The sequence below is a fragment of the Lysobacter sp. KIS68-7 genome (genome assembly GCF_021284745.1).
Classification (GTDB): domain Bacteria; phylum Pseudomonadota; class Gammaproteobacteria; order Xanthomonadales; family Xanthomonadaceae; genus Noviluteimonas.
Map to the genome: position 1 here is coordinate 725408 of NZ_CP089925.1, position 22594 is coordinate 748001.

Below are 22594 nucleotides of genomic sequence, written 5' to 3' on the forward strand. Positions count from 1 at the left end.
ACCCAGACGCTCCGACAGTGCCGAAAGTTTCGGTCCGTGGGAAGGCGCCGAAGGTGATTTGTGAGTGCTGCGACGGAAATCCAAGTGAAGACGCCCGACGCGGTTCAGCCCCGCGTGCGGATGTCCCGGCTTTTACGATTCCCTAATGCCGCAGGTGTCAGGCGGCGACGAAACCGGCTTCGGCCGCCTGGCGGTCGGCGTGGTACGACGAACGCACCAGCGGACCCGAGGCGACGTGCGTGAAGCCCAGCGCCATGCCGAAGGTTTCCAGTTCGGCGAACTCGTCCGGCGTCCAGTAGCGCAGCACGGGATGGTGGTGCGCGCTCGGCTGCAGGTACTGGCCGATGGTGACCATGTCCACGTCGTGCGCGCGCAGGTCGCGCAGGGTCGCCTGCACCTGCTCCATGGTCTCGCCCAGGCCCAGCATGATGCCGGACTTGGTCGCGACCTCCGGGTGCTGCGCCTTGAACTTCTTCAGCAGCGTCAGCGACCACTGGTAGTCGGCGCCCGGGCGGACGTTCGGATAAAGATCAGGCACCGTTTCGACGTTGTGGTTGAACACATCCGGCGGGTTGGTGGCCAGGATCTCCAGCGCGCGGTCCATGCGGCCCTTGCCGCGGAAGTCGGGCGTGAGGATTTCGATCTTCGTGCGCGGGCTGTGCGTGCGCACTTCGGTGATGCAGTCGACGAAGTGCTGGGCGCCGCCGTCGCGCAGGTCGTCGCGGTCCACCGAGGTGATCACGACGTACTTCAGGCCCATGTCGGCGATGGTGGTCGCCAGGTGGATCGGCTCGGACGGATCCGGCGGCTTCGGGCGGCCGTGGGCGACGTCGCAGAACGAGCAGCGGCGCGTGCACACCTCGCCGAGGATCATGAAGGTCGCGGTGCCGTGGCTGAAGCACTCGTGGATGTTCGGGCAGCTCGCTTCCTCGCACACCGTGACGAGGCGGTTCTCGCGCAGCTTGGCCTTGAGCTGCTGCACCGAATTGCCCGACGGGATGCGCACGCGGATCCAGGACGGCTTGCGCAACACCGGCGCGTCGGCGAACTGCACCGGCGAACGCGCGATCTTGTCGCCCGCGAGCTGCTTCTCGCCCGGGGTGAGGGACGATGCGCCGTCGCCGACGATGGTCAGCGGGATGGCCTTGGTGTTGGATTCGCTCATGGGACCGTGGGGGCGGCGGGCTTAAGGCTGAGGCCGAATTGTACGGCGAGGTGGTCGAGCAACTGCGGTTTCACCGCGTCGAGGCTCGAGGGGCCGCCAAGATCGTTCATCGAGGTCACTTCGAGCCCCGCATAGCCGCACGGGTTGATGCGGCGGAAGGGTTCCAGGTCCATCGCGATGTTGAAGGCCAGCCCGTGGAAGGTGCAGCCGCGGCGGACGCGGATGCCCAGGGCGGCGACCTTGGCCCCGTTCACGTAGACGCCGGGGGCGCCTTCACGCCGGGCGGCGCCGATGTTCCAGTCGCCCAGGGTGTCGATGACGGCCTGTTCGATGCGGTCCACGTATTCGCGCACGCCCACCTTCAGCCGCTTCAGGTCGAGCAGCGGGTAGGCCACGATCTGGCCGGGGCCGTGGTAGGTCACCTGGCCGCCGCGATCGACGTGGATGACCGGAATGTCGCCGGGCATCAGGACGTGCTCGGGCTTGCCGGCCTGGCCGAGGGTGAACACGGGGTCGTGTTCCACCAGCCAGATCTCGTCGGGCGTGTCGTCGGTGCGCGCGTCCGTGAAAGCCTGCATCGCGCGCCAGACGGGCTCGTAGGCCATGCGGCCCAGGTCGCGCACGAAGGCCTCGCGCAACGTACGCGCCGGTACGTTCTCGACCGAGCCAGCTTGCGGCGCGGCGACGCTCACAGCGTCCACTTCACCTCGGGATGCGCACGCAGCGCCGCGTGGGCGGCGTCGTACTGCTCGCGCGAAGCGGCGCGGAAGGCGATGCGCACGGACACGTATTTTCCGTTGGAAGAGTGCTTCCAATTGACGGTTTCGTGCAGCACGTCGATGCCGGCGTCCATCAGCAGCTTCGGCAGCGCGACCTGCAGGTCCGCGTCCGCCGAGCCCATCGCCGAGAGCTCGAAGGTGCCCGGGAACTGGAAGCCGTGGTCGGGGTTGTCGGACTTGATCTCCATCGTCGGGCCATTATGGGACCGGGGGTGGGGGAACCCAACCCGGGCCTCGTTTAATTATTTCGCGGGCCTTTCGCGCTGGCTCGGCCGTATGATCGGTCGCCTGCGCATGCCCCCCGTGCGCTGGTGGTGCCCGATGTCCAGCCCCGACCTGCCCTGCGCACGCTACCGCTTCGGCACGCGCGTGCTCGATCCCGCGCGACGCGAACTGCTCTGCGACGGCGTGCCGCAGCCGCTGCCTGCGCGCACGTTCGAATGCCTGCATTACCTGATCGCCCATCGCGACCGCGCGGTCGGGCGCGACGAACTGGTGCGCGCGGTGTTCGGCCGTCGCGCCGTGTCGGATGCGCAGCTTGCGCAGATCGTGTTGCGCGCGCGCCGCGCGATCGGCGACGACGGACAGGAGCAGCGCGCGATCCGCACCGTGCCGCGTTTTGGTTTTCGTTGGGCGGCGGATGTCGAAGTCCTCGAGGCGACGCCGCCACAAGCCTGGGTGTTGGACATGGAAGCGCCAGCATCGGCGGACGCCGACATGGTCGACGTTCCCTTCGCCCTCCCCGACCCGCTCGCGCCCGCCGCCAACGACGACGACAAGCCCGTCGTCGACAAAGCCGTCGCGCCCACGCCGCGCCGCTCCCGCGCATGGTTGCTGGCCGTCGCCTGCACCGCGCTCGCCGCACTCATCGTCGGCTTCATGTTCTGGCCCGGTCGCACGCCCGCGCCGGTCGCCCTCGCACACAACGCGCCGCCGCACGCCATCATCGTGCTGCCGATGCAGGTCGATGGCGAAGCCACGGCTTCCTGGGCACGCCTGGGCATGATGGATTTCATCGTCGATCGCCTGCGACGCGCGAACCAACCGGTGTGGTCGAGCGAAGCCACGCTCGCCCTGCTGCGCGTGCGCGACCGCACGGTGGATCCGCAACGCGTGCGCCACGACACGCAGGCCAACTGGATCGTCGAAAGCCGCGCGCGCAACGTGCAGGATCGCTGGGACGTCACGATGGCGGCGACCGACGCCAACGGCCGCATCCGCCACGGATCGGCGCAGCACGCGGACCTCGTTGCCGCCACGCGCCAGGCGTCCGATCGCCTGCTTGCGGGCATCGGTGCTGCATCGCCCGTGCTCGCTTCCGATGCACCCGGGCTCGACGAACGCCTGCAGCGTGCGCAGTCGGCGCTGCTCGCCAATGATCCGGACGCCGCGCTTGCGCTCCTGCTCGGCGCCACGCCGGCGGAGCAGAAGATGCCGCTGTGGCAGTTCCGCGCCGCCCAGGTGGATCTCGCCGACGGTCGCTTCACCGGCGGGCTGGGACGCATCGCGCGCTTGCTGCACGGCGATGCGTTGCGCGGCGACGCGCCCTTGCGCAGCCAGGCTTACGCGCTGCAGGGCATGTTGCTGGTGCGGCTGGACCGGTTCGCCGAAGCAGAACGCAGCTACGAACAGGCCATCGACCTGCTGGGCGCCACCACCGATGCCAGCAGCCTCGGCCGCGCGCTGATCGGACGCGGCGCCGCGCGCATGGCGCAGGGCCGCTTCGACGACGCCCTCGCCGACCTCGGCCGCGCCCGCATCCAACTCACGCGCGCGGGCGATCGCCTGTCCGTGGCCAAGGTCGACGGCAACCTCGGCATCCTCGAAATGCAGCGCGACCATCCGCAGCAGGCGGTGCACGCCTTCGAGAAAGCCGAGCGCGATTTCCAGGCGATGGGTGCCACGCTCGAACTCGCCGGCGTGCGGAACATGTTGATGACGCTGCACCTGCAACTGCTCGAACCCGACCAGGCGCTCGCCGTGTCCGACCGCGCCTGGGCGGCGCGCGATCGCCTGCACGACCCGACGGTGCTCGGCCACTTGCACCTGGGGCGCGCGGAAGTCCTGTTGAACGTCGGCCGCCTGCGCGAGGCGCGCGCCTTGCTCGCCCTGCCCGACGGCCTGCTCGCCGCCCCCGGCGACGCCGATCGACTTCATTACGTGCAGGTCGAACTCGCGCGCCAGTCGGGCGACTGGATCGAAACCGCGCGCCTGGCCTCCGCCGCCCTCATGGATTGGCCCGGCGATCGCAATCCGCGCCTGCGCGCGTTCGTCGCCCTGCGCCTCCACGAAGCCGCCCTCGCCGGCCACCTCCCCGCGCCGGGCAACGAAGCCGCGCTCTCCGGCGATCCCCTCATCGAAAAGCTCGGCGCCGCGTTGCGCAGCCAGCGCGCGGGTCATCCCGAGGCCGCCGACGCGCACTACCGCGACGCCCTCGCGCTGGCCGAGGAAGGCGGCGTTCCGGGGTTCATCGCCAACACGGTGATCGCGCGTGCGCACTGGCTGATGGAAGCCGGACGACTCGACGAAGCCGCCGCGTCCATCGGCCGCGTCGCCCCCTGGGCCGAACAGGATTTCGAACTCGCCCTGCTGCAGGTCGAGTTGTACGGCCGCTTGCACCAGGCGCGCGCGTGGCAGGCCGCGCTCGAACAGGCCCGCCGACTCGCCGGCGAACGCCCGATTCCCTCCGGATTGCTCGCGCTCGCAAGCGGCGACACCTTCACTCGTGCGGCCGCAAGCCGTTGATGTAGCGCAAGAACAGCGCCGATAAACAAATCGTCAAGCGTTTGGAATGGCTTTGCGGACGCCGCATGCAAGCGTCGCCGGCCCTTCGACGCAAAGCGCTTAGTCCCCGCCTGCGTCGTCACTTCCGGAGACCGACGCAGATGACACGCAACAAGCTGTACACCGCAATGCTGTTGTTGTTGGCCCCGCCCGCTGTGTTCGCGCAGCAGGCCGCCGAAACGCAAGCTTCCGCCGCCGAGCCCGCGGCCACCACGCAATCCAACGACACGTGCCGCGTCGTCGAGTCGGCGACGCCCGACGAGAAGGGCGTGTACCGCGCCGTCCTTGAATGCGTGCGTCCCGCCACCGCGACGACGGCGGCCACGACGCTCGTCGTGCAGCCGGCCGCCGCCGTCCCGACCGCAGGCGGTGCGCCCGCGGATACCGATGGCATCGCGTACTTCTCTTCCAACGGCCTGGGTCGCGACGATGCCGTGGCCGGCAATTCTTCCGTCGCCGCGGGCCCTTCGGCCTCCGCGATGGGCAACGAATCCGTCGCCTTCGGCTGGATGGCCAATGCGAACGGTGAATGGGGCATCGCGATCGGCCGCCAGTCGTACGCGGGCAACTTCCGCGACATCGCGATCGGCGCGATGGCGATCGCGTCCGGCAACGGGTCGATCGCCATCGGTGGTCCGCAGGATTGGATCGCCGGCTGGCACAAGACCGAAGCGACCGGCGCGGCCGCGACCGCCGTCGGTACGGCTTCGCTCGCGCGCGGCAACTTCAGCTCGGCGTTCGGCATGGGCGCGGCCGCTTACGGCGACGACTCGACGGCCATGGGCGAAAACGCCGTCTCGCGCGGCGAAGCGAGCCTGGCGGTGGGCCTGGCCGCGCAATCGAACGGCTATGCGAGCGTGGCCACCGGCGTCGGCGCATACGCCGGCGGCGAAAGCGCGGCGGCGTTCGGCTCCTTCAGTGCCGCGATGGGCAACAACACGACGGCGATGGGCAACAGTGCCTACGCGAACTGGGATTACGCCACGGCGGTCGGCGCCTTCGCGGTCGCCGATGGCTACGCGTCCACGTCCCTCGGCGTCGGCGCGATCGCCTCGCGTGCAAACAGCACGGTGCTCGGTGGTGCCTACTTCGTGGGTGCGAGCGACGATGGTTCGGTGTGGAGCGGCGACCTCATCCGCTCGCTCGCCGACGGCCAGGGCGCGACCGCGGTCGGCGCCGGCGCGCAGGCGATGGCGGACAACACGATCGCCATGGGCACGCTGAGCCAGGCGATCGGCGTGGACAGCGTGGCGCTCGGTTCGATGGCGCTCGCCGAGAGCGATTACTCGACGGCGACCGGCAACTACAGCAGCGCGCTGGGCACGGGGTCTTCCGCGTTCGGCAACGGTGCGCTGGCGCGCGGCGAATACAGCACGGCCAACGGCTTCAATGCGACCGCCATCGGCGACGACAGCGTCGCGCTCGGCGACAGCAGCGATGCCGAAGGCGCGGGCAGCGTGGCGGTCGGCGCCACGGCGATCGCGAATGCCGACAACTCGGTCGCGCTGGGCGCGGGCTCGGTCGCCGATCGTGCGAACTCGGTGTCGATCGGCGCCGTGGGTGCGGAACGCCAGCTCGTCAACGTGGCCGATGGCACCGAGGACTTCGATGCGGTCAACGTGCGCCAGCTGCGCGCGGCGGGCCTGGTCGACGCCTCGGGCAACGCGATGCACGCGGTGATCTACGACTCGCTGGCCATGGATACGGTCAGCTTCGGTGGCGCGGGCGGCACGACGCTCACCAACATCGCCGACGGCGCGATCGGTGCCGGCAGCATGGACGCGATCAACGGCGCGCAGATGTATGCCTTCAGCGGCAGCTTCGTGAATGCGATCGGGGGCGGCGCGATGGTCGACGCCTACGGCGGCATCGTCGGTCCGACGTTCAATGTCATGGGCGGCAGCTTCGGCAATGTCGGCGCAGCGCTGGATGCGCTGAACCAGGGCATCGCCGCGCTCGATACGCGCGTCACGGCGATCGAGGGCAACGGTCCGGTGGGCGGCGGCACGGGTTCGGGCGATGGTCGCGTCGACACCGCCGGCGGCACGCCGGGCACGGACGATGCGCATGCCGATGGCACGGGCGCCGTCGCGATCGGTTCGAACGCGAATGCCGGCGGCAACGGTGGCGTGGCGATCGGCTCCGATGCGTATGCGGCCGGTGCGAACGACACGGCCATCGGTGGCAACGCGCAGGTGAACGCCGACGGCAGCACCGCGATCGGCGCCAACAGCGTGATCGCCGCGACCGCGGCGAACGCCGTCGCCCTCGGCGAAGGCACTTCCGTGCAGGCTGCGGGTGGCACGGCCATCGGCCAGGGTTCGAGCGTGACGGCGAATGCGACGAACTCGGTCGCGCTCGGCCAGGGCTCGGTGGCCGATCGTGCGAACACGGTGTCGATGGGCTCGCAGGGCCACGAACGCCAGGTCACCAACGTCGCCGCGGGCACCGCCGACACCGACGCGGCCAACGTCGCGCAGGTCAACGCGGGCGATGCGCAGACGCTGGCCAACGCGAACGCCTACACCGATGCGCGCTTCGACGATCTCGTCGCCGCACCGTTGGCCGCAGTCGACGATCTGCGGAGCGAAACGAACCGTCGCTTCGACGAGACCGACAAGCGCATCGACCAGATGGGCGCGATGAACGCCGCGATGTTGAACATGGCCACGAGCGCCGCGGGCGTGCGCACGCAGAACCGCTTCGGCGTCGGCGTGGGCACCAGCGGTGGCGAACAGGCGCTGTCGATCGGCTACCAGCGTGCGGTCAGCGACAAGCTGACGATCACGTTCGGCGGCGCGTTCAGCAGCGACGACGCCTCGGCCGGCGCGGGTATCGGCTTCGGCTGGTAACGCGCACCCCGGCCCGCCGCGCGCGGGCCGGGCTCTTCCTTGCATCCCGAATTCCCGGAGCTTCCATGACTTCTCGTCTTTCGTACCGCCTGGGCGCGTGCGCGCTCGCCGCTGCCGTCTCGCTCGCCGTCACCGCTGTCGCATCCGATGTCGTGTCCAACCGCGTGCATGACGCGACGCCGACCAAAACGGCCGCCCCGGCTGCCGGCCAGGTGCGCTACATCGTGCGTTACCGCACCGGCACGCTGCAGCGCACGAGCGCAACGCAAGCGCTCGCCACGGCGAACGCTGCACTCGTGCGTTCGGGCCTGGTGACCTCGCACCCCGGCCTGTCGATGCGCTACCTGCGTCGCCTCGCCAACGGCGCGGACCTCGTCTCGGTGTCGCGTCCGCTCGACAGCGTCGACAGCGCCACGCTGCTGCGCACGTTCGCCGTCGATGCGTCGGTGCAGTCCGTGACGCCCGACCGCCGCTTCGTCCACACCGGCCTCGTCGGCCCGACGATGGTGCCGAACGACCCGCAGAGCACCGCGTACCAGTGGCATTTCTACAACTCGGTCGGCGGCGTGTACGCGCCTGCCGCGTGGGACAAGGCGAACGGCGCGGGCGTGATCGTCGCCGATCTCGATACCGGCGTGACGGACCACCCGGACCTCAACGCGAACGTGCTGGAAGGTTACGACTTCATTTCCGATTCGTTCGTCTCGCGCCGCCCCACCAACGAACGCGTGCCCGGTGCGCACGACTACGGCGACTGGAACGATGACTGGTCGCAGTGCGGCGTTGGCAACAGCAGCTTCCACGGCACGCACACCGCCGGCACGATCGCCGAAGTCAGCAACAACGGCATCGGCATGGCGGGTCTGGCGCATGGCGCGAAGATCCTGCCGGTGCGCGTGCTCGGCCGTTGCGGCGGTTACATGTCCGACATCGCCGACGCGATCGTGTGGGCCTCCGGCGGCAGCGTCCCCGGTGTTCCGGCCAATCCGAATCCGGCCGAAGTGATCAACATGAGCCTTGGCGGCGAAGGGGTGTGCGACGACGTCATGCAGGCCGCGATCGACACGGCCGTCGCGAACGGCACGACCGTCGTCGTCTCGGCCGGCAACAGCAACGACAACACCGCGAACTACGCACCGGCCAGCTGCAACAACGTGATCAACGTGGGTGCCTCGCGCGTCACCGGCGGCAAGGCGTACTACTCCAATTTCGGCAAGCGCGTGGACATCTCCGCGCCGGGCGGCGGCGCCGGCCAGGACGGCGTGCCGAACGGTTACGTGTGGCAGACGATCAACGACAGCATGACCGCGCCGGAAGCCGGCCAGCCCGTGTACGGCGGCATGGCCGGCACCTCGATGGCCGCACCGCACGTGTCGGCGACCGTCGCGCTGCTGCAGAGCATCGCGCCGCGCCCGCTGACGCCGGCGGAAGTTGAAGCGCGCCTGAAGGCGACCGCGCGCGCATTCCCCGTTGCGATTCCCTCCGATACGCCGATGGGCGTGGGCCTGCTCAACGCGAAGGCGGTGATCGAATCGGTGATTCCGTGCCAGGGCGCGGACTGCGAAAGCAACGCACGTCCGCTCGCCAACAAGACGCCGGCGAAGGGGCTCGCGGGAGCCGTGGGTGCGCAGCTGATGTACGCGATCAACGTGCCGGTCACCGCGACGAACCTGAGCTTCCTGACGTATGGCGGCACGGGCGACGTCACCCTGCTCGTGCGCTACGGACAGGTCCCGACGACCGCGGCGTATGACGTGAGCTCCGCGCGTCCGGGCAACAACGAAACCGTGCGCATCCCGGTGGCGCGCGGCGGCATGTACTACGTGAAGGTCGTCGGCGCGAAGGCGTTCACCGGCGTGACGCTCGAAGCGCGACACGACTGACGGAGCGGGAAGGCGCCCACCGAGTGCACACGGATGTGTGGCGGTGGGCGTCGGCAGGCCCGGCGGGACATGATTACCCCGGTGTCCCGTCGGGCCCTGCCATTAGTTCAGCGCGGTTCCTATCGCAGGCGTCCGGGCGAACGATGATGCAACTTCAATCATCTCGAACTCTTCGTCGGGAGATATTCCCGCCAGTCACCCAGTGCTTCGGGTGTATCTCTGCGCATCGCTGCGGCAACCCTTTTCTCGAGCTGCTTTACAACTGGCTGGCCCGACGCCTGCTTCGCCCCTACGGAGCGCGTCAGTAGAAGCACGCCGCTCTGGCAGGCCAGTTTTCGCCACCCTTCCAACAGTTGCGCCACCATTTCCCTGTCCGCTTCCGACGCAAACGTTGGAAGCCAAGTTGATGTGGCTGGCATGTCACGACCCTGGCCCAGGAGCGTCAGGACCTGCGAGAAAGATGGACTTCCAATCTTCGCCGCCACGAAGAGCCGCTCGTCCTGACGGTCGTCCCATGCGATCACGCGAAAGTACCCGTCTTCGCCCTCCATCAACTCCGCGGCGATTCCTTCCACGGGTCCGTCGTAGTAGTCGAACGCAATCAGGTTTGGATGAGTCGTCGGTTTCATGATTAGCGCCCAAATGCCGCGTTGAACATGCGGCGGCTAGCGGCAATCCTCTACGAGTGCGCATCTTCGACACCACGCCGAATGCCACCCGATCTTAGAGAGGGACGCTTTACTCCGGATCAAATCCACGAGACCGAAGATATGTCGCCCAGTTCCGGTACAAACGTTGAACATTCTCTTCATGCGAGTGCTTCAAGGGCTCATAGCCGTCAGAAGTCGGCATGAACCTTACAAAGTTTTCGATCTCCGTTGGGTACCCATAATTCGCGTAGACGGCTTCCACATCTGCAAGGGCATCATCAACTTCAGTGCGCCGCAAGAACAGGTTCGCCAGCGAGAGGAACAGCCAGACCTTTTGTTCGTGCCCCTCTGGGGTGGCCTCCTCAGTGTCCGCAAGCTGCTTAGCCAGCGCTCTCGCTTCAGTGGCTTCGGCGTGCGTCAATCCAGCCAACGCAATTTCGCCCTCCTGCTCCGATCCTTGGCATAGCTTTTCGCCCGCAAGATCCTTCAGGGCCTCCCAATCAATGAGACCTTGCTGGAAGCCCCAGAAGGCCTCTTTCCAAGTCAGGGAGGCATGCGCGCGTACGAATTCGAAACTCAGTGGTGTAACAGTCATGGCTTGATCGGCACGCCGTTGAGAGTGCCGCCAGGGACGAAGAGTTGGTGGGTGAGGTTTCCTGCCGGGTCTACGATGTACTCGAATCGACCAGCCCTGTCATTCAGGGTGCCAGGCAACTGGGTCAACGTCCGAGTGACGCCATCGCCACCGACTAGCGGCGTGTAGGTCCCCCTTTGGGCAGCTTCCTCCCGGACAAACGTGGCTGCGCGATGAAAAACATCGCTCTTGAGCGCACTTCCTACGGGTACAGCGTCCTGCAGGGCCCGGCCTTCGGTCGAAACTGAGGTGAAAGCCCGCGATGCATCCGTCACGTTGTCGGAGCTTCTGATCAGCCTCCCGGCCGCATCCCCGACAACCGGCACAAACCCCACCCCCGCCGCCGAAACGTTGGCGAGCGAAGGATTCTGCAGCGCCTCATAAACCCCCATCGCATCGCCGATGCCCGGCGTGAAATCCGAAATCAACCCCAACGCCACCTGCGTCGCCGCAGCATCCGGCTGCGGCATGCGGTACGCCTCGCCCTGGAACATCGCCGTCTCGCGGCCGTCGGGGTCGACGTAGCGGTACGGGTTGTTGTTCGCATACCAATAACGATTGAAATTTCCCCCGAGGCCATGCACCGCCACCGGGTCGACGCTCAGGAACAGCCCCAGCAGCGAGTCGAAGTACCGCTGCTGCATGTACGTCAGCCCGGTCTGCGTGTCCTGCAGGTGGCCGGTGAATCCGACGCGGTCGTCGAACGGGCGATTCAGCAATCGTCCGAAGGGTTCGTATTCGCTGCGCTCCACGACTGCGCGCGTCGTCGACGTCGCGGCGACCGGCGTCCCCAAGGCGTCGGTGTGCTGGTAAGTGACCGCCACCGCGTTGTTCGCCGTGGTGGTCTCGCGCGTGGCGATCAGGCGGCCGGCGAGGTAGATGTAATCCCGTAGTTTTCCGCGTCGTTGGTCCGACTGGTACGCGAGCTGCCCGTCATGCGTGTAGAGCAGGAAGATGCTGCCGAGCGTCGGGCTGTGTTGATGGATGCGCCGGCCCTGCGCGTCGTAGCGATAGGTTTCCTTGCCGCTCGTTTCGCGCAGGCGGTTGTTCTGGGCGAAGACGTAGGCCTGGTCGTTCCTGTTCGAGAGGTTGCCCTGGACGTCGAAGGCGAACGTCGTCTGCGCGGCGCCGCTGGCGCAGTCCGCGGCACCGGTGCGGACGAACTCGATGCGATTGGCGGCGCTGTAGCAGTAGCGCAGGTTGCGTGCGGCCACGCTGCCCTGCATGGCCGGCGCCACGAGCGTCTCGATGTTGTCGAGCACGTCGTAGGTGTAGCGGATCGTGCCGCTGAACATCGGTGAGGTCACCGAAGCCAGGCGGTCCAGGCCGTCGTAGGTCATGCTGCGGGTGGCCCGCGCGCCGACCAGGGCATCGCTGATCGACACCGCATTCCCATTGCCGTCGTAGTCGTAGCCAAGGTCGTGCATGGCCGCGGCGCCGTTGAGGTCGCGGCTGCGGTCGGGCAATCCACGCGCGTTCTGCAACGTCGAATGCACGATGCCGTTGCCGTAGGTGAAGCCGGCCAGCGCGCCGTTGGGGTGGTACGTGACGCCGCTGGCGTAGGCGCCGCCGCCTTGCGCCGTGATGCCGGTCGTCTGGCCCAGCCCATTGATGGCGTAATGCAACGTCAGGTTGTCGGGATACACCTGCACGGAGTTGAATCCGTTGCGGTCGTATCCGTAACCGTGCGACCAGGTGTACCAACCCGCCTGTTCCAGGCTTTCGCCGGCGCCGCCTAGCAGGCGACGGCTGTTGTAGCTGTAGGCGTTGGCGACGCCTTGCGCGCCATTCGGACCGTTCCGGGTCCACACCTGGCTCGGCAGGCTGTCGGCCGTGTAGCTCCACGTCTGGCGGCCGATGCCGTCGGCGAAGTCGAGCGTCGAGATGCGATTGCGGTTGTCGTAGCTGCGCGTGGATCTGCGCGCGAGCACGCCCGCGGAGGTGCCCTCCGTCTCGCAAGGCGAGTTGGCTGGCAGGCCAGAGGCGGACCACGCGAGGTTGCCCGCGGCGTCGTAGCCCATCAGCGTGGCGCCGGTTTCCGGCTCCGTCGTGCGGCACAACTGCTGCGTCGCATCGAAGGACCACGTGCGCGTCGCCGCCTTCGAACTGTCCGCGTTGCGGCGGGTCATCGTCAGCGTCTTGCCGAACAGGTCGCGCGAGAAGTTGGTGATCGCGCCCTCGGGGTGGGCAATCACGAGCGGCAGGTCGGTGGCGGGCTGGTCGAAGGCGAGGTACTGCGTGGTCAGCGTCGCGTGGCCGTTGGGGGGCGTGACGCGCGTCTGGAAGCCCGCGAGGTACTCGTAGGTCGTGGGCAGGACGCCGAGTTCCGAATCCTGTTCGACGCGCGTGGGGCGGCCAAGCGGGTCGAAGGTCGTGCGGGTGCCATGCATGGCGGCGGCGTGGTGCGCGATGCCCCGTTGCGGATACGACTGGAACGCGACGCCGCCGTGCGGTGCATAGCGCGTGACCGTTTGGCTCAAGGTCGCCGACTTGGCGGCGTTGTCGAAGCGCTCGACCACCACCGGACGCAGCAACGCATCGAAGTGCGTGACCTGGAAGCCGCTGCCGATCGCCACCGTTTCCTTCCAGTGACCGGCAGGCAGGCCGAGTTCGGCGGACGTCGATGGCGCGAAACTCCGGAACGTCGCGTTCCAGCTGGATGTGTCGCACACGCCCTTGGTCGTGTCGGAGGGGTGCGTCGTCTCCTTCAACCGGCCCATATCGTCGAACTTGTGGCACGTCAGGTGGCCGACTTCGTCCTGCACCGACGCGATGAGCCCCAGGTCGTTGACGACCGCGCGCCGGACGTTGTTGTCCGGGAACGTGATGCGTTGCGGAATGCCACGCTTGTATTCGCTGAAGCGGATCGTCGTGTCGAAGGTCGGCGTGTCGCGGCCGTCGGACGCACTCGCGAGGTTGCCCTTCGCGTCGTAGGTGAAGGTGTGCCTGAGCCTGTCGAACGCGTAGGTCTTCCATGGCATCGCGTTGGCGTCGTGCACCGTTTCCGATTCGACGAGACCGGTGTCGACGTTGGTGGACGAGCGGGGCTGTGCGACGACCCACAACGCGAGGTTGTGGTGGTACGCCGTGGCGTCGGTGCGCGAGAACCCGCTGCCCGCATTGCTCGATCGCGTAACGGACAATGGGTTCGCGTAGGCGTCGAAGGTGTTCGCATGCCAGGTGAACGTCCTGCCTTGCTGCAGGATCTGCTTCGTGGCCACCGGCACCCAGGTCACGGCCTTGGCGGCATTCGCGCGCGCATCGTCGAAGCCCGAACCCAGCGAGGCGGGCCACGGACCGGATTCCGCATACGTCAGGAGTTCGCTGCGGACAGGCGCCCCCGCGTTCCCCGCGTAAACATCAGTGCGGAGCAACTTGCCTTCCGTCGCTCCCCACTTGTTGCTGAAGGTGTAAGTGGTGAGGTCGCCCGCGGGGTTCGTGACCTTCACCCACTTGGTCGCCGCGCACGTGCCTGCGGTGGCGCACGCATCCTTCGTGGTGCTCGCGGAAGCGGGTTGGTACGCATACGTCCACGCCAGCGTCGTAAGCCCGGGGCCCGTGAACTCCTTGCGGGTGAGCGAGCTCGTGCCGAACAGCGGCGGGATGTCTTCGAATGGGTCGAACTCCTGCGGTGGCACCGGCGCCACGCAGCCGCCCGGCACGTAGCTCTGCGCGTGCCACGTGCCCATTCGCCAGAATTTGCCGACCAGCCCGCTCGGATGCGTCATGGTGGTGACGGCGGACGTCGTCGAATTAGCCTGCGCGCGGATACCGCAGCCGCCCGGCAGCGGCATCGTGTGGCCGCCGGAAGCCTGCACGTCGAAGGTCCAGCTCGATCCGTCGGGCAGCACGGCGCGCACCAGCGTTGCGCCACTCGCGGAGATGCCGGTGTATTCGTATCGCCACGTGCGCGGCGTGGCGTCGACGGCATGCACCGTGATCCTGTCGACCAAACGCGCATCGCTGCGCCACGCAATGGTGACCTTGCGACCGTCGCTCGCGGTGATCGCATCGAGCGTGTCGTCCCCGCCGAAGTCGTAGGTCAGCGCATTGCCGAAGCGATCCTCGATGCGGGTGACGTACATCGTGCCGAGCCGGCGCGGCTGGCGGATGATCTCGCCCATGTCGCGTTCCCACAGGCGATCGGCGCCGTCGTAATCCAGGTGCGTGAACCAGTAGCGGACACCCTCGGGCGACACGGCGAAGAAGCCCTGCTGGGCCTGGCCGTTGTAGGTGATCGGCACGCAGCCGATCTGCCAGTTGCGCTGCGTCACGATCGGATACGAAGTGACGCCGGCGACCTGCAGCGTGGGCGGGAACAGCTTGTTCGTCGGCGCGCGCTTGATAAGTTGCTGGCGATCGCCCGACTCGGTCACCAGCTCGTAGCCATGCCAGCCCTTCTCGGGCAACACCGAGTAGAAGGCGCGATCGAACTTGCTGCAGCGCTGCGCAGGATCCAGCGAGGATTCGGTGACCCATCCATGCGCGGTGTCGGTCAGCGTCTCGATGCGCGGGATCGAGAGCGTCCAGTTGCCGAAGGCGAAGGGCTCGGTGATCCGCGCATCGACCATCGGGCTCACGCTGCTGCGCGCGAGCGTGATCGTGGGGCCTTCGCCTTCGACGACGACGTCGGTCTGCCGGAAGGTGAGGTCGCCGGTATAGAGGCTGACGTGCTCGCCGAAGGGCGTTTCGCCGTGCGGTTGCACGGTTTCGTACACCTTGATGCGGCGGCCGTATTCGCTCTCCGGCGTGACGTCCGCCGCCTGCGCGGTCGACGCGATCGCCAGGAACGCGAGGCAACCCATGAAAGGAAGGATTCGCATCGGCAGAGTTTCGGAAACCGCGGCTCCCGCCTGCTACGCGCAACAGCTCCCGATGGCGAAAAAAAAGCCCGCGCAATGCGCGGGCTTTCCTGTCACCGGTGCGGCAATTTCGGAATCAGCTCTTCCACCACATCATCAGCTCATCCCACAGGCGCTTGAAGAAGCCGCCTTCTTCCACCGCCTCGAGCGCGACGAGCGGACGCTGCGCGATCACCTTGCCGTCCAGCGTCACCTTCACCGTGCCGATCTTCTGGCCCTTGGCGATCGGGGCGACGAGCGTCTTCGGAATGTCCATGCTCGGCTTGAGCTGCGCGTACTTGCCGCGCGGCGTGCTCACCAGCATCGGACCGGCGACGCCGAGCTGCACTTCATCGGCGGCGCCCTTCCACACGTGCTGCTTCGAAATTGCCTTGCCGGCGTCGTACAGGCGGTGCGTTTCGAAGAAGCGGAAGCCCCAGTTGAGCAGCGCCTGCGAATCCACCGCGCGCTGGTTTTCGCTGGTCGACCCCATCACCACCGAAATCAGGCGCTGGTCGCCGCGCTTGGCCGAGGCCATCAGGCAGTAGCCGGCGCCGCTGTGGTGGCCGGTCTTGATGCCGTCGACCGAGGGATCGCGCCACAGCAGCAGGTTGCGGTTCTGCTGCGTGATCGGGCCGACGGTGAATTCCTTGATCCTGTTGTAGCTGTAGGCCTCGGGGAAATCGCGGATCAACGCCTGGCCGAGCAGCGCGAGGTCGTGCGCCGTGGAGTAGTGGTCCGGCGCGGAGAGGCCGTGCGGATTCACCCAGTGCGAATTCTTCAGGCCGATGCGCGCGGCGTAGGCATTCATCAGCGCGCCGAACGCGTCTTCGCTGCCGGCGACATGTTCGGCGAGCGCGATCGCGGCGTCGTTGCCCGACTGGATCACCATGCCCTTTTCCATGTCGATCAGCGGCGCGGTCTTGTTCACTTCGAAGCCGCTGTAGCTGCCTTCGGTGCCCGCGCCGCCTTCGCGCCAGGCGTGCTCGCTCATCATCACCTGGTCGGTGGCGTGCACCTTGCCCGCCTTCATTTCCGAGGCGACGACGTAGCTGGTCATCACCTTGGTGATGCTCGCCGGTTCGACGCGTTCGTCCTGGTTGGAGCCGGCGAGGACCTGCCCCGTCGCATAGTCCATCAGCACCCAGGCCTTGCCCTGGATCGCGGGGGCCGGCGGCACGGGCAGCGATTCGCTGAGCGCGGCGGGAGCGGCGGGCGTAGCAGGCTGCGGCGCGGGGGTCTGCGCGAACGCGATGCCGAGGGCGGACGAGGCGAGCGCCGCAATGGCGACGGCGGCGATGGGACGGACTTTCATCGGGAATGGGGCTCCGGGGGACTGCTTGGGGAGGACGCGGCGGGCGCACGCGCACAAGGAAGCGATTCTAGGCCGCCCGGACGGCCGTGACGCTGAATTTCAGTCGCGCACGATGTTGGGGCGGCCGAAACCGAGACCCGCGACGGTTGCGCTGAGTTCCGCAACGCGGTCGCTGGCGACCGGGCCGACCCGCAGGCGCCAGACCTTCTGGCCGGCCGCGGTGCCGTCGAGCAGCCGCGCACCGCGGATGCCGGCGCCTTCGAGCATGGCCAGGGCCCGCTCGGCATTGGCCCGCGCGGCGAAGCTGGCCACCTGGAGGACGACGCCACCCGACGATGCGACCGGCGGTGGCGAAACCGGCGCGCTGGGCGCGTCATCGTCATCAGCGTCGCCGGTGTCCGCGACGACGGGCGTCGGCACGGCCTTGGGAATCTCGCGCACGACGGCACCGACTGCGGCCGCGCCGGCCTTGCCGGTCGCCACGTGCACCTGGCGGGACTTCATCCACGCATCGAATTCATCGGCGGTCATCGCCTTGCCGTCCTGGCGCATGTCGAAACGCCATGGGCCCGGCGGCGACGGCTCGACTTCGCCCGCCTGCTTGCGTTCGCCGGCTTCGGCCGTCGCGATCGGCAAGGCGGCGACCATGCGATCCATCGCGCTCGGCAACGGCGCGCTCGGCGCAGGCAGCGCCGGCGGCGGTGCGTCTTCCTGCGCCATGCGCATGTCGGGCCCGCGGTCGTGCGTGGTCAGCGCGCGCACTTCCACGCGCGCGGTGCCGGCACGGTTCACGCCCAGCTTCACGGCGGCGGCGTAGCTCAGGTCGATGATGCGGCCGTCGTGGAAGGGGCCGCGATCGTTCACGCGCACGATCACCGACTTGCCGTTGGCCAGGTTGGTCACGCGTGCGAAGGACGGCAGCGGCAGCGTCTTGTGCGCCGCGCTGAAGGCGTACATGTCGTACACCTCGAGCGACGAGGTGCGCCGCCCGTGGAATTTCTGGCCGTAGAACGAGGCCATGCCGGTCTCGACGTAACCCGAAGGATCTTCGAGCACGTGGTACTTCTTGCCGAGCACCGCGTAGTCGCGGTTGCCGTACAGCGCGCGCGGTTCGTCGCGCACTTCGGGTTCGGGAATCTGGTCGACGTCGTCGATGTCGGGCGGCGCGCTGTCCTTCACGCCCGGCGCATACAGGCCGCCGGCGACGTAATCGCCACGCTTGGACGGATCTTCCTGCGCAGGCGCGTAAGGCGAACGGCGCGCGCCCGGTTTCGACGAAGAGGATGCATGCGTCGACGGCGCACGCGACGCATTCGAAGACTGCGGTGGCGGCGACGACTTGTTCGGCGTGCCCGCGCATGCAGCGAGCAACAACGCCGTGGCCGCCGCCGGCAGCGCGCGATTCATGGCGGCGTCGCCCCGGCCGGGACGGTGGCCTGCGCGGTCGCCTGCACGGTGGCTTGCGCCGTGTCCTGCGCGAGTTGCGCGTCGCGGCCCGCGATGGATTCGGCCAGCTGGTACACCGCCGTCGCGTACAGGCGCGAGGTGTTGTACTTGGTGATCGCGCGGAAGTTGTCGAACACCATCCAGTACTCGGGGCCCACGGGGCCGTCCAGGCGGATCACCTGCGCGGGCGTGTCCTTCGCCACCGGCAGCGTCGTGGTGTAGCCGATCACGCCGAAGGCTTCGACCGGCTTGAAGCCGTCGATCGTATCGGCGGTGAAATCGACCGCGCCCGGTGCGCGCAACGCAGGCGCCATCACCGGACCGCCGCGCTTCCAGCCGCCCTTCTCCGCGAAGTAGTTCGCCACCGATTCCACGACGTCATCGATGTTGTTGAACAGATCGCGCTTGCCGTCGCCATCACCGTCGACGGCGTACTGGCGATAGCTCGACGGCATGAACTGCCCCCAGCCCATCGCACCGGCGTAGCTGCCCTTGAGCGTGGTGATGTCCATGCCCGTTTCCTTGCCGAGCGCGAACAACTGGCCGAGCTCGTCGCGGAAGAAGGCTTCGCGCTTGTTCTCGCGTTCGGCCTTCGCCGGATCGCCCGTGCGCGGATAGTTGAAGGCGAGCGTGTAGAGCGCATCGATGACCGGATAGCTGCCCTTGTTGCCGCCGTAGCTGGTTTCCACGCCGACGATCGCGGTGACGATCTCCGAGGGCACACCAAAGCGTGCCTGCGCACGCGCGAGCGCATCGGCATTGGCGGCCATGAAGGCCTTGCCGCCGTCGATGCGGCTCTGCGTGATGAAGATGGGGCGGTAATCGCGCCACGGTTTCGCTTCGGCGGGGCGCGACATCGCGGCGATGATGCCGTCGCGCACCTGCGCCTGCGCGAGCACCGATTCGATGTACGCCGGATCGATGCCGTATTTCTTCGCCGTCTCGCGCACGAATTCGCCGCGCGCGACGCTGATGTCGCGCAATTGCGGCGGCACCGGTGCGGGTGGCGTGTGGGTGGCGGAGGGCCGCGCCTGCGTGGAAGCGGCGGGCGGCGGCGGAGCGGCGGGGGGCGGCGCCTGGGTTGCGCAGGCGGCGAGCGCCAACGGCAGCAGGACGACGGCCTTCTTGCGTGCGCGATTCGTCATCGGGCCGGAATGTAGCGCTTTTACTTGCGCGCGCAAACCCTTGATTGCGATGCGTTCATCGCTCAGGTCGTATGGCGCGGGCGGTGGGCACCGACCGCCATCACCAGCCCCAGGCCCGCCAGCAGCGACACCGCGGACGTGCCGCCGTAGCTCAGAAGCGGCATCGGCACGCCCACGACCGGCAACATGCCCGAGATCATTCCGCCGTTCACGATCACGTAGACGAAGAACGACAGGCCGATGGCGCCGGCCAGGATGCGCGAATAGCCATCGCGCGCTTCGGCCGCGATCCACAGGCATCGGCCGATCACGAACAGGTACAGCGCCAGCACGGTGGCCACGCCGATCCAGCCGAATTCCTCGCTGAGCACGGCGAAGATGAAGTCGGTCGTGTGCTCCGGCAGGTAATCCAGGTGCGATTGCGAGCCCTGTCCCCAGCCCTTGCCGGTAAGGCCGCCGGCGCCGATGGCGATCTTCGACTGGATGATGTTCCAGCCCGCGCCGAGCGGATCGGATTCGGGATTGAGGAAGGTGAGAATGCGTTCCTTCTGGTACTCGCGCAGGTACCAGAACCACGCGGCCGGCGCGACCGCGGCGGCCCCGGCGACGGCAGCGCCGAACCACCACCACGACAAGCCGGCGAGGAACAGTGCGAACACGCCGCTGGAGGCCACGAGCATGCCGGTGCCGAAATCCGGCTGCAGCAGGATCAGGCCGAGCGGAACGGCGATCAGGCCACCACCGAGCAGGACGACGTGGAAGCGCGGCGGCAGCGTTTCGCGCTGCAGGTACCACGCCATCATCATCGGCAGGCTCAGCTTGATCACTTCCGAGGGCTGGAAATAGAAGAAGCCCAGGTTGATCCAGTGGTTGCCGTGCTTGCCCTGCCCGACCGCGAGCACCAGCAGCAAGGGCAGCAGCGAGATGCCGTAGACCATCGGCGACCAATGGCGCAGGCGCGTGGGCGGAATGCGCGAGAGGCCCCACATCGCGGCGAGGCCGAACACGAAGCGCGCGGCCTGCGCCCACACCAGGTGCGGCGTTTCCGAGCCCGCGCTGTACAACACGGCCAACCCGATGGTCATCAGCGCGAGCAGCGCGCCGAGCAGCCACAGGTCCATCGTGCGCAGCAAGCGCGCAGTGACGTCGAACAGGATGCGGGCGAGCGCGTTCATCGCGCGGCCTCCGCGGTGGCGGGCGCGGGTGCGGGACCGATGTCGTCGGCGACTTCCGGATCGTTCGTCTGCGGCGTCGCCTCCGGCATCGTGCCGAGCAGCCACGCGTCGAAGATCTTGCGTGCGATCGGGCCCGCGGTGCTCGCACCGAAGCCGCCGTGTTCGACCATGACCGCGACCGCGATGGTCGGGTTGTCCGCAGGCGCATACCCGACGAAATAGGCCTGGTGGCGCAGGTTGAACGGCAACTGGTGCGGATCCACGCTCACGTTGCCGCGGCGGCCGATCTTCTGCGCGGTGCCGGTCTTGCCCGCCATCAGGTACGGCGCGCCGCGGACGAGCGAGTAGCCCGTGCCGCCCGGCTGCATCGTCCCCATCATCCCTTCCTGCACCGCGTGCAAGTGCGCGGGGTTGTCGGTGATGCGCGGCGGCGTCGGTTGCGGGGTCGGCAGCCAGGGATGGTCGAAGCCCGTGCGGGTCGACGCGACGAGATGCGGCCGGACCAGGTTGCCGCCGTTGGCGATGGCCGACACACCGCGCGCCAGCTGCAGGATCGTGGCGACCCAATAGCCCTGGCCGATGCCGGAGATCACCGTTTCGCCCGGATACCAATGTTCCTTGGAGCGCGTGGCCTTCCATTCCGGCGACGGCACCACGCCCTTGTTCTCGCCCGCCAAGTCGATGCCGGTGGGCGCGCCGAAACCGTACTTGCGCATGTACGCGTCGAAACGCGTGATGCCCATCTCGTAGGCGAGCTTGTAGTAGTAGAAGTTGACCGACGCGGCGATCGACTTGCGCAGGTCCGTCCAGCCCGCGCCGCCGTGCGCGTCGCGATAGCCGCGCTTCTGGCCCGGGATGTGGAACTCGCCGGTGGAGAACACCTTGTCCTCGGGGGTGCGCAGGCCGCTGTCCAGGCCCGCGAGCGCGATCAGCGGCTTCACCGTCGAACCCGGCGGGCCGCCGCCGAGCACGTTGCGGTTGAACAGCGGACGCGACGGATCGTCCATCAGCGCCTTGTAGTCCTGGTGCGAGATGCCGTTGACGAACAGGTTCGGGTCGTAGGACGGCAGGCTCACCATCGCGAGGATTTCGCCGGTGCGCGGATCGATCGCGACGGCCGAACCGTCGTTGTCGCCGAAGGCGGCGACCATCGCCTTCTGCAGGTCGAGATCGATCGACAAGCGCAGGTCCGCGCCCGGCACCGCGGGCACCTGGCCGAGGCGGCGCAGCGCGCGGCCCTGCACGTTGGTTTCGATCTTTTCGTATCCGACCTTGCCGCGCAGCGCGCCTTCGTAATAGCGCTCCAGGCCCGTCTTGCCGGTGTGCGTGAGGGCCGAATCGACATCGCCCATCTTCGCCAGGTCCGCTTCGTCGATGCGGCCCACGTAGCCGATCACGTGCGCGAACAGATCACCGTAGGGATAGCGGCGATTGAGGTAGGGCACGAGTTCGACGCCGGGGTAACGCCAGCGATCGACGGCGAAACGTGCGGCTTCTTCTTCGCCGACGCGCAGTTTGAGCGTGATGGGACGGAAGCCGCGCTTGGCGCTGCGCTCCTTCTCGAAACGCTCCAGGTCGTCGGGCGTGAGCGCGACGATCGTGGACAGGCGCGTGATGAGCGACTTCAGGTCACCCGCTTCGTCCGGCACGACGTCGAGCCGGTAGGCCGGCACGTTGTCGGCGAGCACGCGGCCCTTGCGGTCGAAGATCAGCCCGCGGCCGGGCACCACGGGGCGCGGCTTGATGCGGTTGGCATCCGAGCGCGTGGCGTATTCGGCGTGTTCGACGACCTGCAGGCGGAAGTACCAGCTGCCCAGCGCGATCAGCGCGGTGGCGACCGCGAGGAACGCGATCGCGGCGCGGCGACGGAACTGCATCGCCTCGGCGGCGGCGTTCTTCAACTGGCGGCGGCGCGGACCCATGGC

12 protein-coding genes and 2 pseudogenes are annotated in these 22594 nt (G+C 67.9%); 3 read left to right on the top strand and 11 right to left on the bottom strand.

The window, feature by feature from the left end:
- Positions 1–157: 157 nt before the first annotated feature.
- From lipA to LVB87_RS03525, 3 genes are read right to left on the bottom strand one after another with little or no spacing between them, the layout of a single operon-like run.
- Positions 158–1165, bottom strand: coding sequence for a lipoyl synthase (gene lipA / locus LVB87_RS03515; RefSeq protein ID WP_232899537.1), 1008 nt, complete (start codon positions 1163–1165; stop codon positions 158–160).
- Positions 1162–1866 carry a lipoyl(octanoyl) transferase LipB gene (gene lipB / locus LVB87_RS03520; protein WP_232899538.1) on the bottom strand — a complete coding sequence of 235 codons (705 nt, stop codon included), beginning with the start codon at positions 1864–1866 and terminating at the stop codon, positions 1162–1164. The genes lipA and lipB overlap by 4 nt, the downstream gene beginning before the upstream one ends.
- On the bottom strand, positions 1854–2132 hold the full coding sequence (locus tag LVB87_RS03525) for a DUF493 family protein (RefSeq protein WP_232899539.1): 279 nt from the start codon (positions 2130–2132) through the stop codon (positions 1854–1856). The genes lipB and LVB87_RS03525 overlap by 13 nt, the downstream gene beginning before the upstream one ends.
- 133 nt (positions 2133–2265) lie before the next feature.
- On the opposite strand from LVB87_RS03525, the gene LVB87_RS03530 reads away from it, so the two are divergent.
- The 3 genes from LVB87_RS03530 (at position 2266) to LVB87_RS03540 (ending at position 9463) form a co-directional block, all read left to right on the top strand.
- Entirely contained in the window at positions 2266–4689 is a 2424-nt protein-coding gene (locus tag LVB87_RS03530) for a winged helix-turn-helix domain-containing protein (protein ID WP_232899540.1), read from the top strand.
- 140 nt (positions 4690–4829) lie between these two features.
- The gene (locus LVB87_RS03535; protein ID WP_232899541.1) at positions 4830–7580 is read left to right on the top strand and encodes a YadA-like family protein; all 2751 of its coding nucleotides are present in this window, start codon (positions 4830–4832) and stop codon (positions 7578–7580) included.
- 65 nt (positions 7581–7645) lie between these two features.
- Positions 7646–9463: a S8 family peptidase gene (locus LVB87_RS03540; protein ID WP_232899542.1), complete on the top strand. Its 1818-nt coding sequence runs from the start codon at positions 7646–7648 to the stop codon at positions 9461–9463.
- A gap of 158 nt (positions 9464–9621) precedes the next feature.
- Here LVB87_RS03540 and LVB87_RS03545 read toward each other — a convergent pair whose 3' ends face one another.
- The 8 genes and pseudogenes from LVB87_RS03545 to mrdA all read right to left on the bottom strand — a co-directional run.
- Positions 9622–10092 (bottom strand): hypothetical protein, encoded by a 471-nt coding sequence (locus LVB87_RS03545; RefSeq protein ID WP_232899543.1) that lies wholly within the window; start codon positions 10090–10092, stop codon positions 9622–9624.
- Positions 10093–10201: 109 nt separating this feature from the next.
- Positions 10202–10708: a DUF2247 family protein gene (locus tag LVB87_RS03550; protein ID WP_232899544.1), complete on the bottom strand. Its 507-nt coding sequence runs from the start codon at positions 10706–10708 to the stop codon at positions 10202–10204.
- Positions 10705–15570, bottom strand: coding sequence for an RHS repeat-associated core domain-containing protein (locus LVB87_RS03555; RefSeq protein ID WP_232899545.1), 4866 nt, complete (start codon positions 15568–15570; stop codon positions 10705–10707). The genes LVB87_RS03550 and LVB87_RS03555 overlap by 4 nt, the downstream gene beginning before the upstream one ends.
- A 115-nt stretch (positions 15571–15685) precedes the next feature.
- On the bottom strand, positions 15686–16903 hold the full coding sequence (locus tag LVB87_RS03560; protein ID WP_232899546.1) for a D-alanyl-D-alanine carboxypeptidase family protein: 1218 nt from the start codon (positions 16901–16903) through the stop codon (positions 15686–15688).
- 99 nt (positions 16904–17002) lie between these two features.
- A complete protein-coding gene (locus LVB87_RS03565) occupies positions 17003–18310 on the bottom strand; it encodes a septal ring lytic transglycosylase RlpA family protein (protein WP_232899547.1) in 1308 nt (435 codons plus the stop codon).
- Positions 18311–18378: 68 nt separating this feature from the next.
- Positions 18379–19494: pseudogene (gene mltB, locus LVB87_RS03570) on the bottom strand (lytic murein transglycosylase B); the annotation flags it as partial.
- A 62-nt stretch (positions 19495–19556) separates the two neighbouring features.
- On the bottom strand, positions 19557–20669 hold the full coding sequence (gene rodA / locus LVB87_RS03575; RefSeq protein WP_232899549.1) for a rod shape-determining protein RodA: 1113 nt from the start codon (positions 20667–20669) through the stop codon (positions 19557–19559).
- 83 nt (positions 20670–20752) lie between these two features.
- Positions 20753–22591: pseudogene (gene mrdA / locus LVB87_RS03580) on the bottom strand (penicillin-binding protein 2); the annotation flags it as partial.
- Positions 22592–22594: the final 3 nt, after the last annotated feature.

Coding starts and splice junctions, on each gene's coding strand:
- lipA (WP_232899537.1), bottom strand. CDS start 1,165: ATGAGCGAATCCAACACCAAGGCCATCCCGCTGACCATCGTCGGCGAC.
- LVB87_RS03525 (WP_232899539.1), bottom strand. CDS start 2,132: ATGGAGATCAAGTCCGACAACCCCGACCACGGCTTCCAGTTCCCGGGC.
- LVB87_RS03530 (WP_232899540.1), top strand. CDS start 2,266: ATGTCCAGCCCCGACCTGCCCTGCGCACGCTACCGCTTCGGCACGCGC.
- LVB87_RS03535 (WP_232899541.1), top strand. CDS start 4,830: ATGACACGCAACAAGCTGTACACCGCAATGCTGTTGTTGTTGGCCCCG.
- LVB87_RS03540 (WP_232899542.1), top strand. CDS start 7,646: ATGACTTCTCGTCTTTCGTACCGCCTGGGCGCGTGCGCGCTCGCCGCT.
- LVB87_RS03545 (WP_232899543.1), bottom strand. CDS start 10,092: ATGAAACCGACGACTCATCCAAACCTGATTGCGTTCGACTACTACGAC.
- LVB87_RS03550 (WP_232899544.1), bottom strand. CDS start 10,708: ATGACTGTTACACCACTGAGTTTCGAATTCGTACGCGCGCATGCCTCC.
- LVB87_RS03555 (WP_232899545.1), bottom strand. CDS start 15,570: ATGCGAATCCTTCCTTTCATGGGTTGCCTCGCGTTCCTGGCGATCGCG.
- LVB87_RS03560 (WP_232899546.1), bottom strand. CDS start 16,903: ATGAAAGTCCGTCCCATCGCCGCCGTCGCCATTGCGGCGCTCGCCTCG.
- LVB87_RS03565 (WP_232899547.1), bottom strand. CDS start 18,310: ATGAATCGCGCGCTGCCGGCGGCGGCCACGGCGTTGTTGCTCGCTGCA.
- rodA (WP_232899549.1), bottom strand. CDS start 20,669: ATGAACGCGCTCGCCCGCATCCTGTTCGACGTCACTGCGCGCTTGCTG.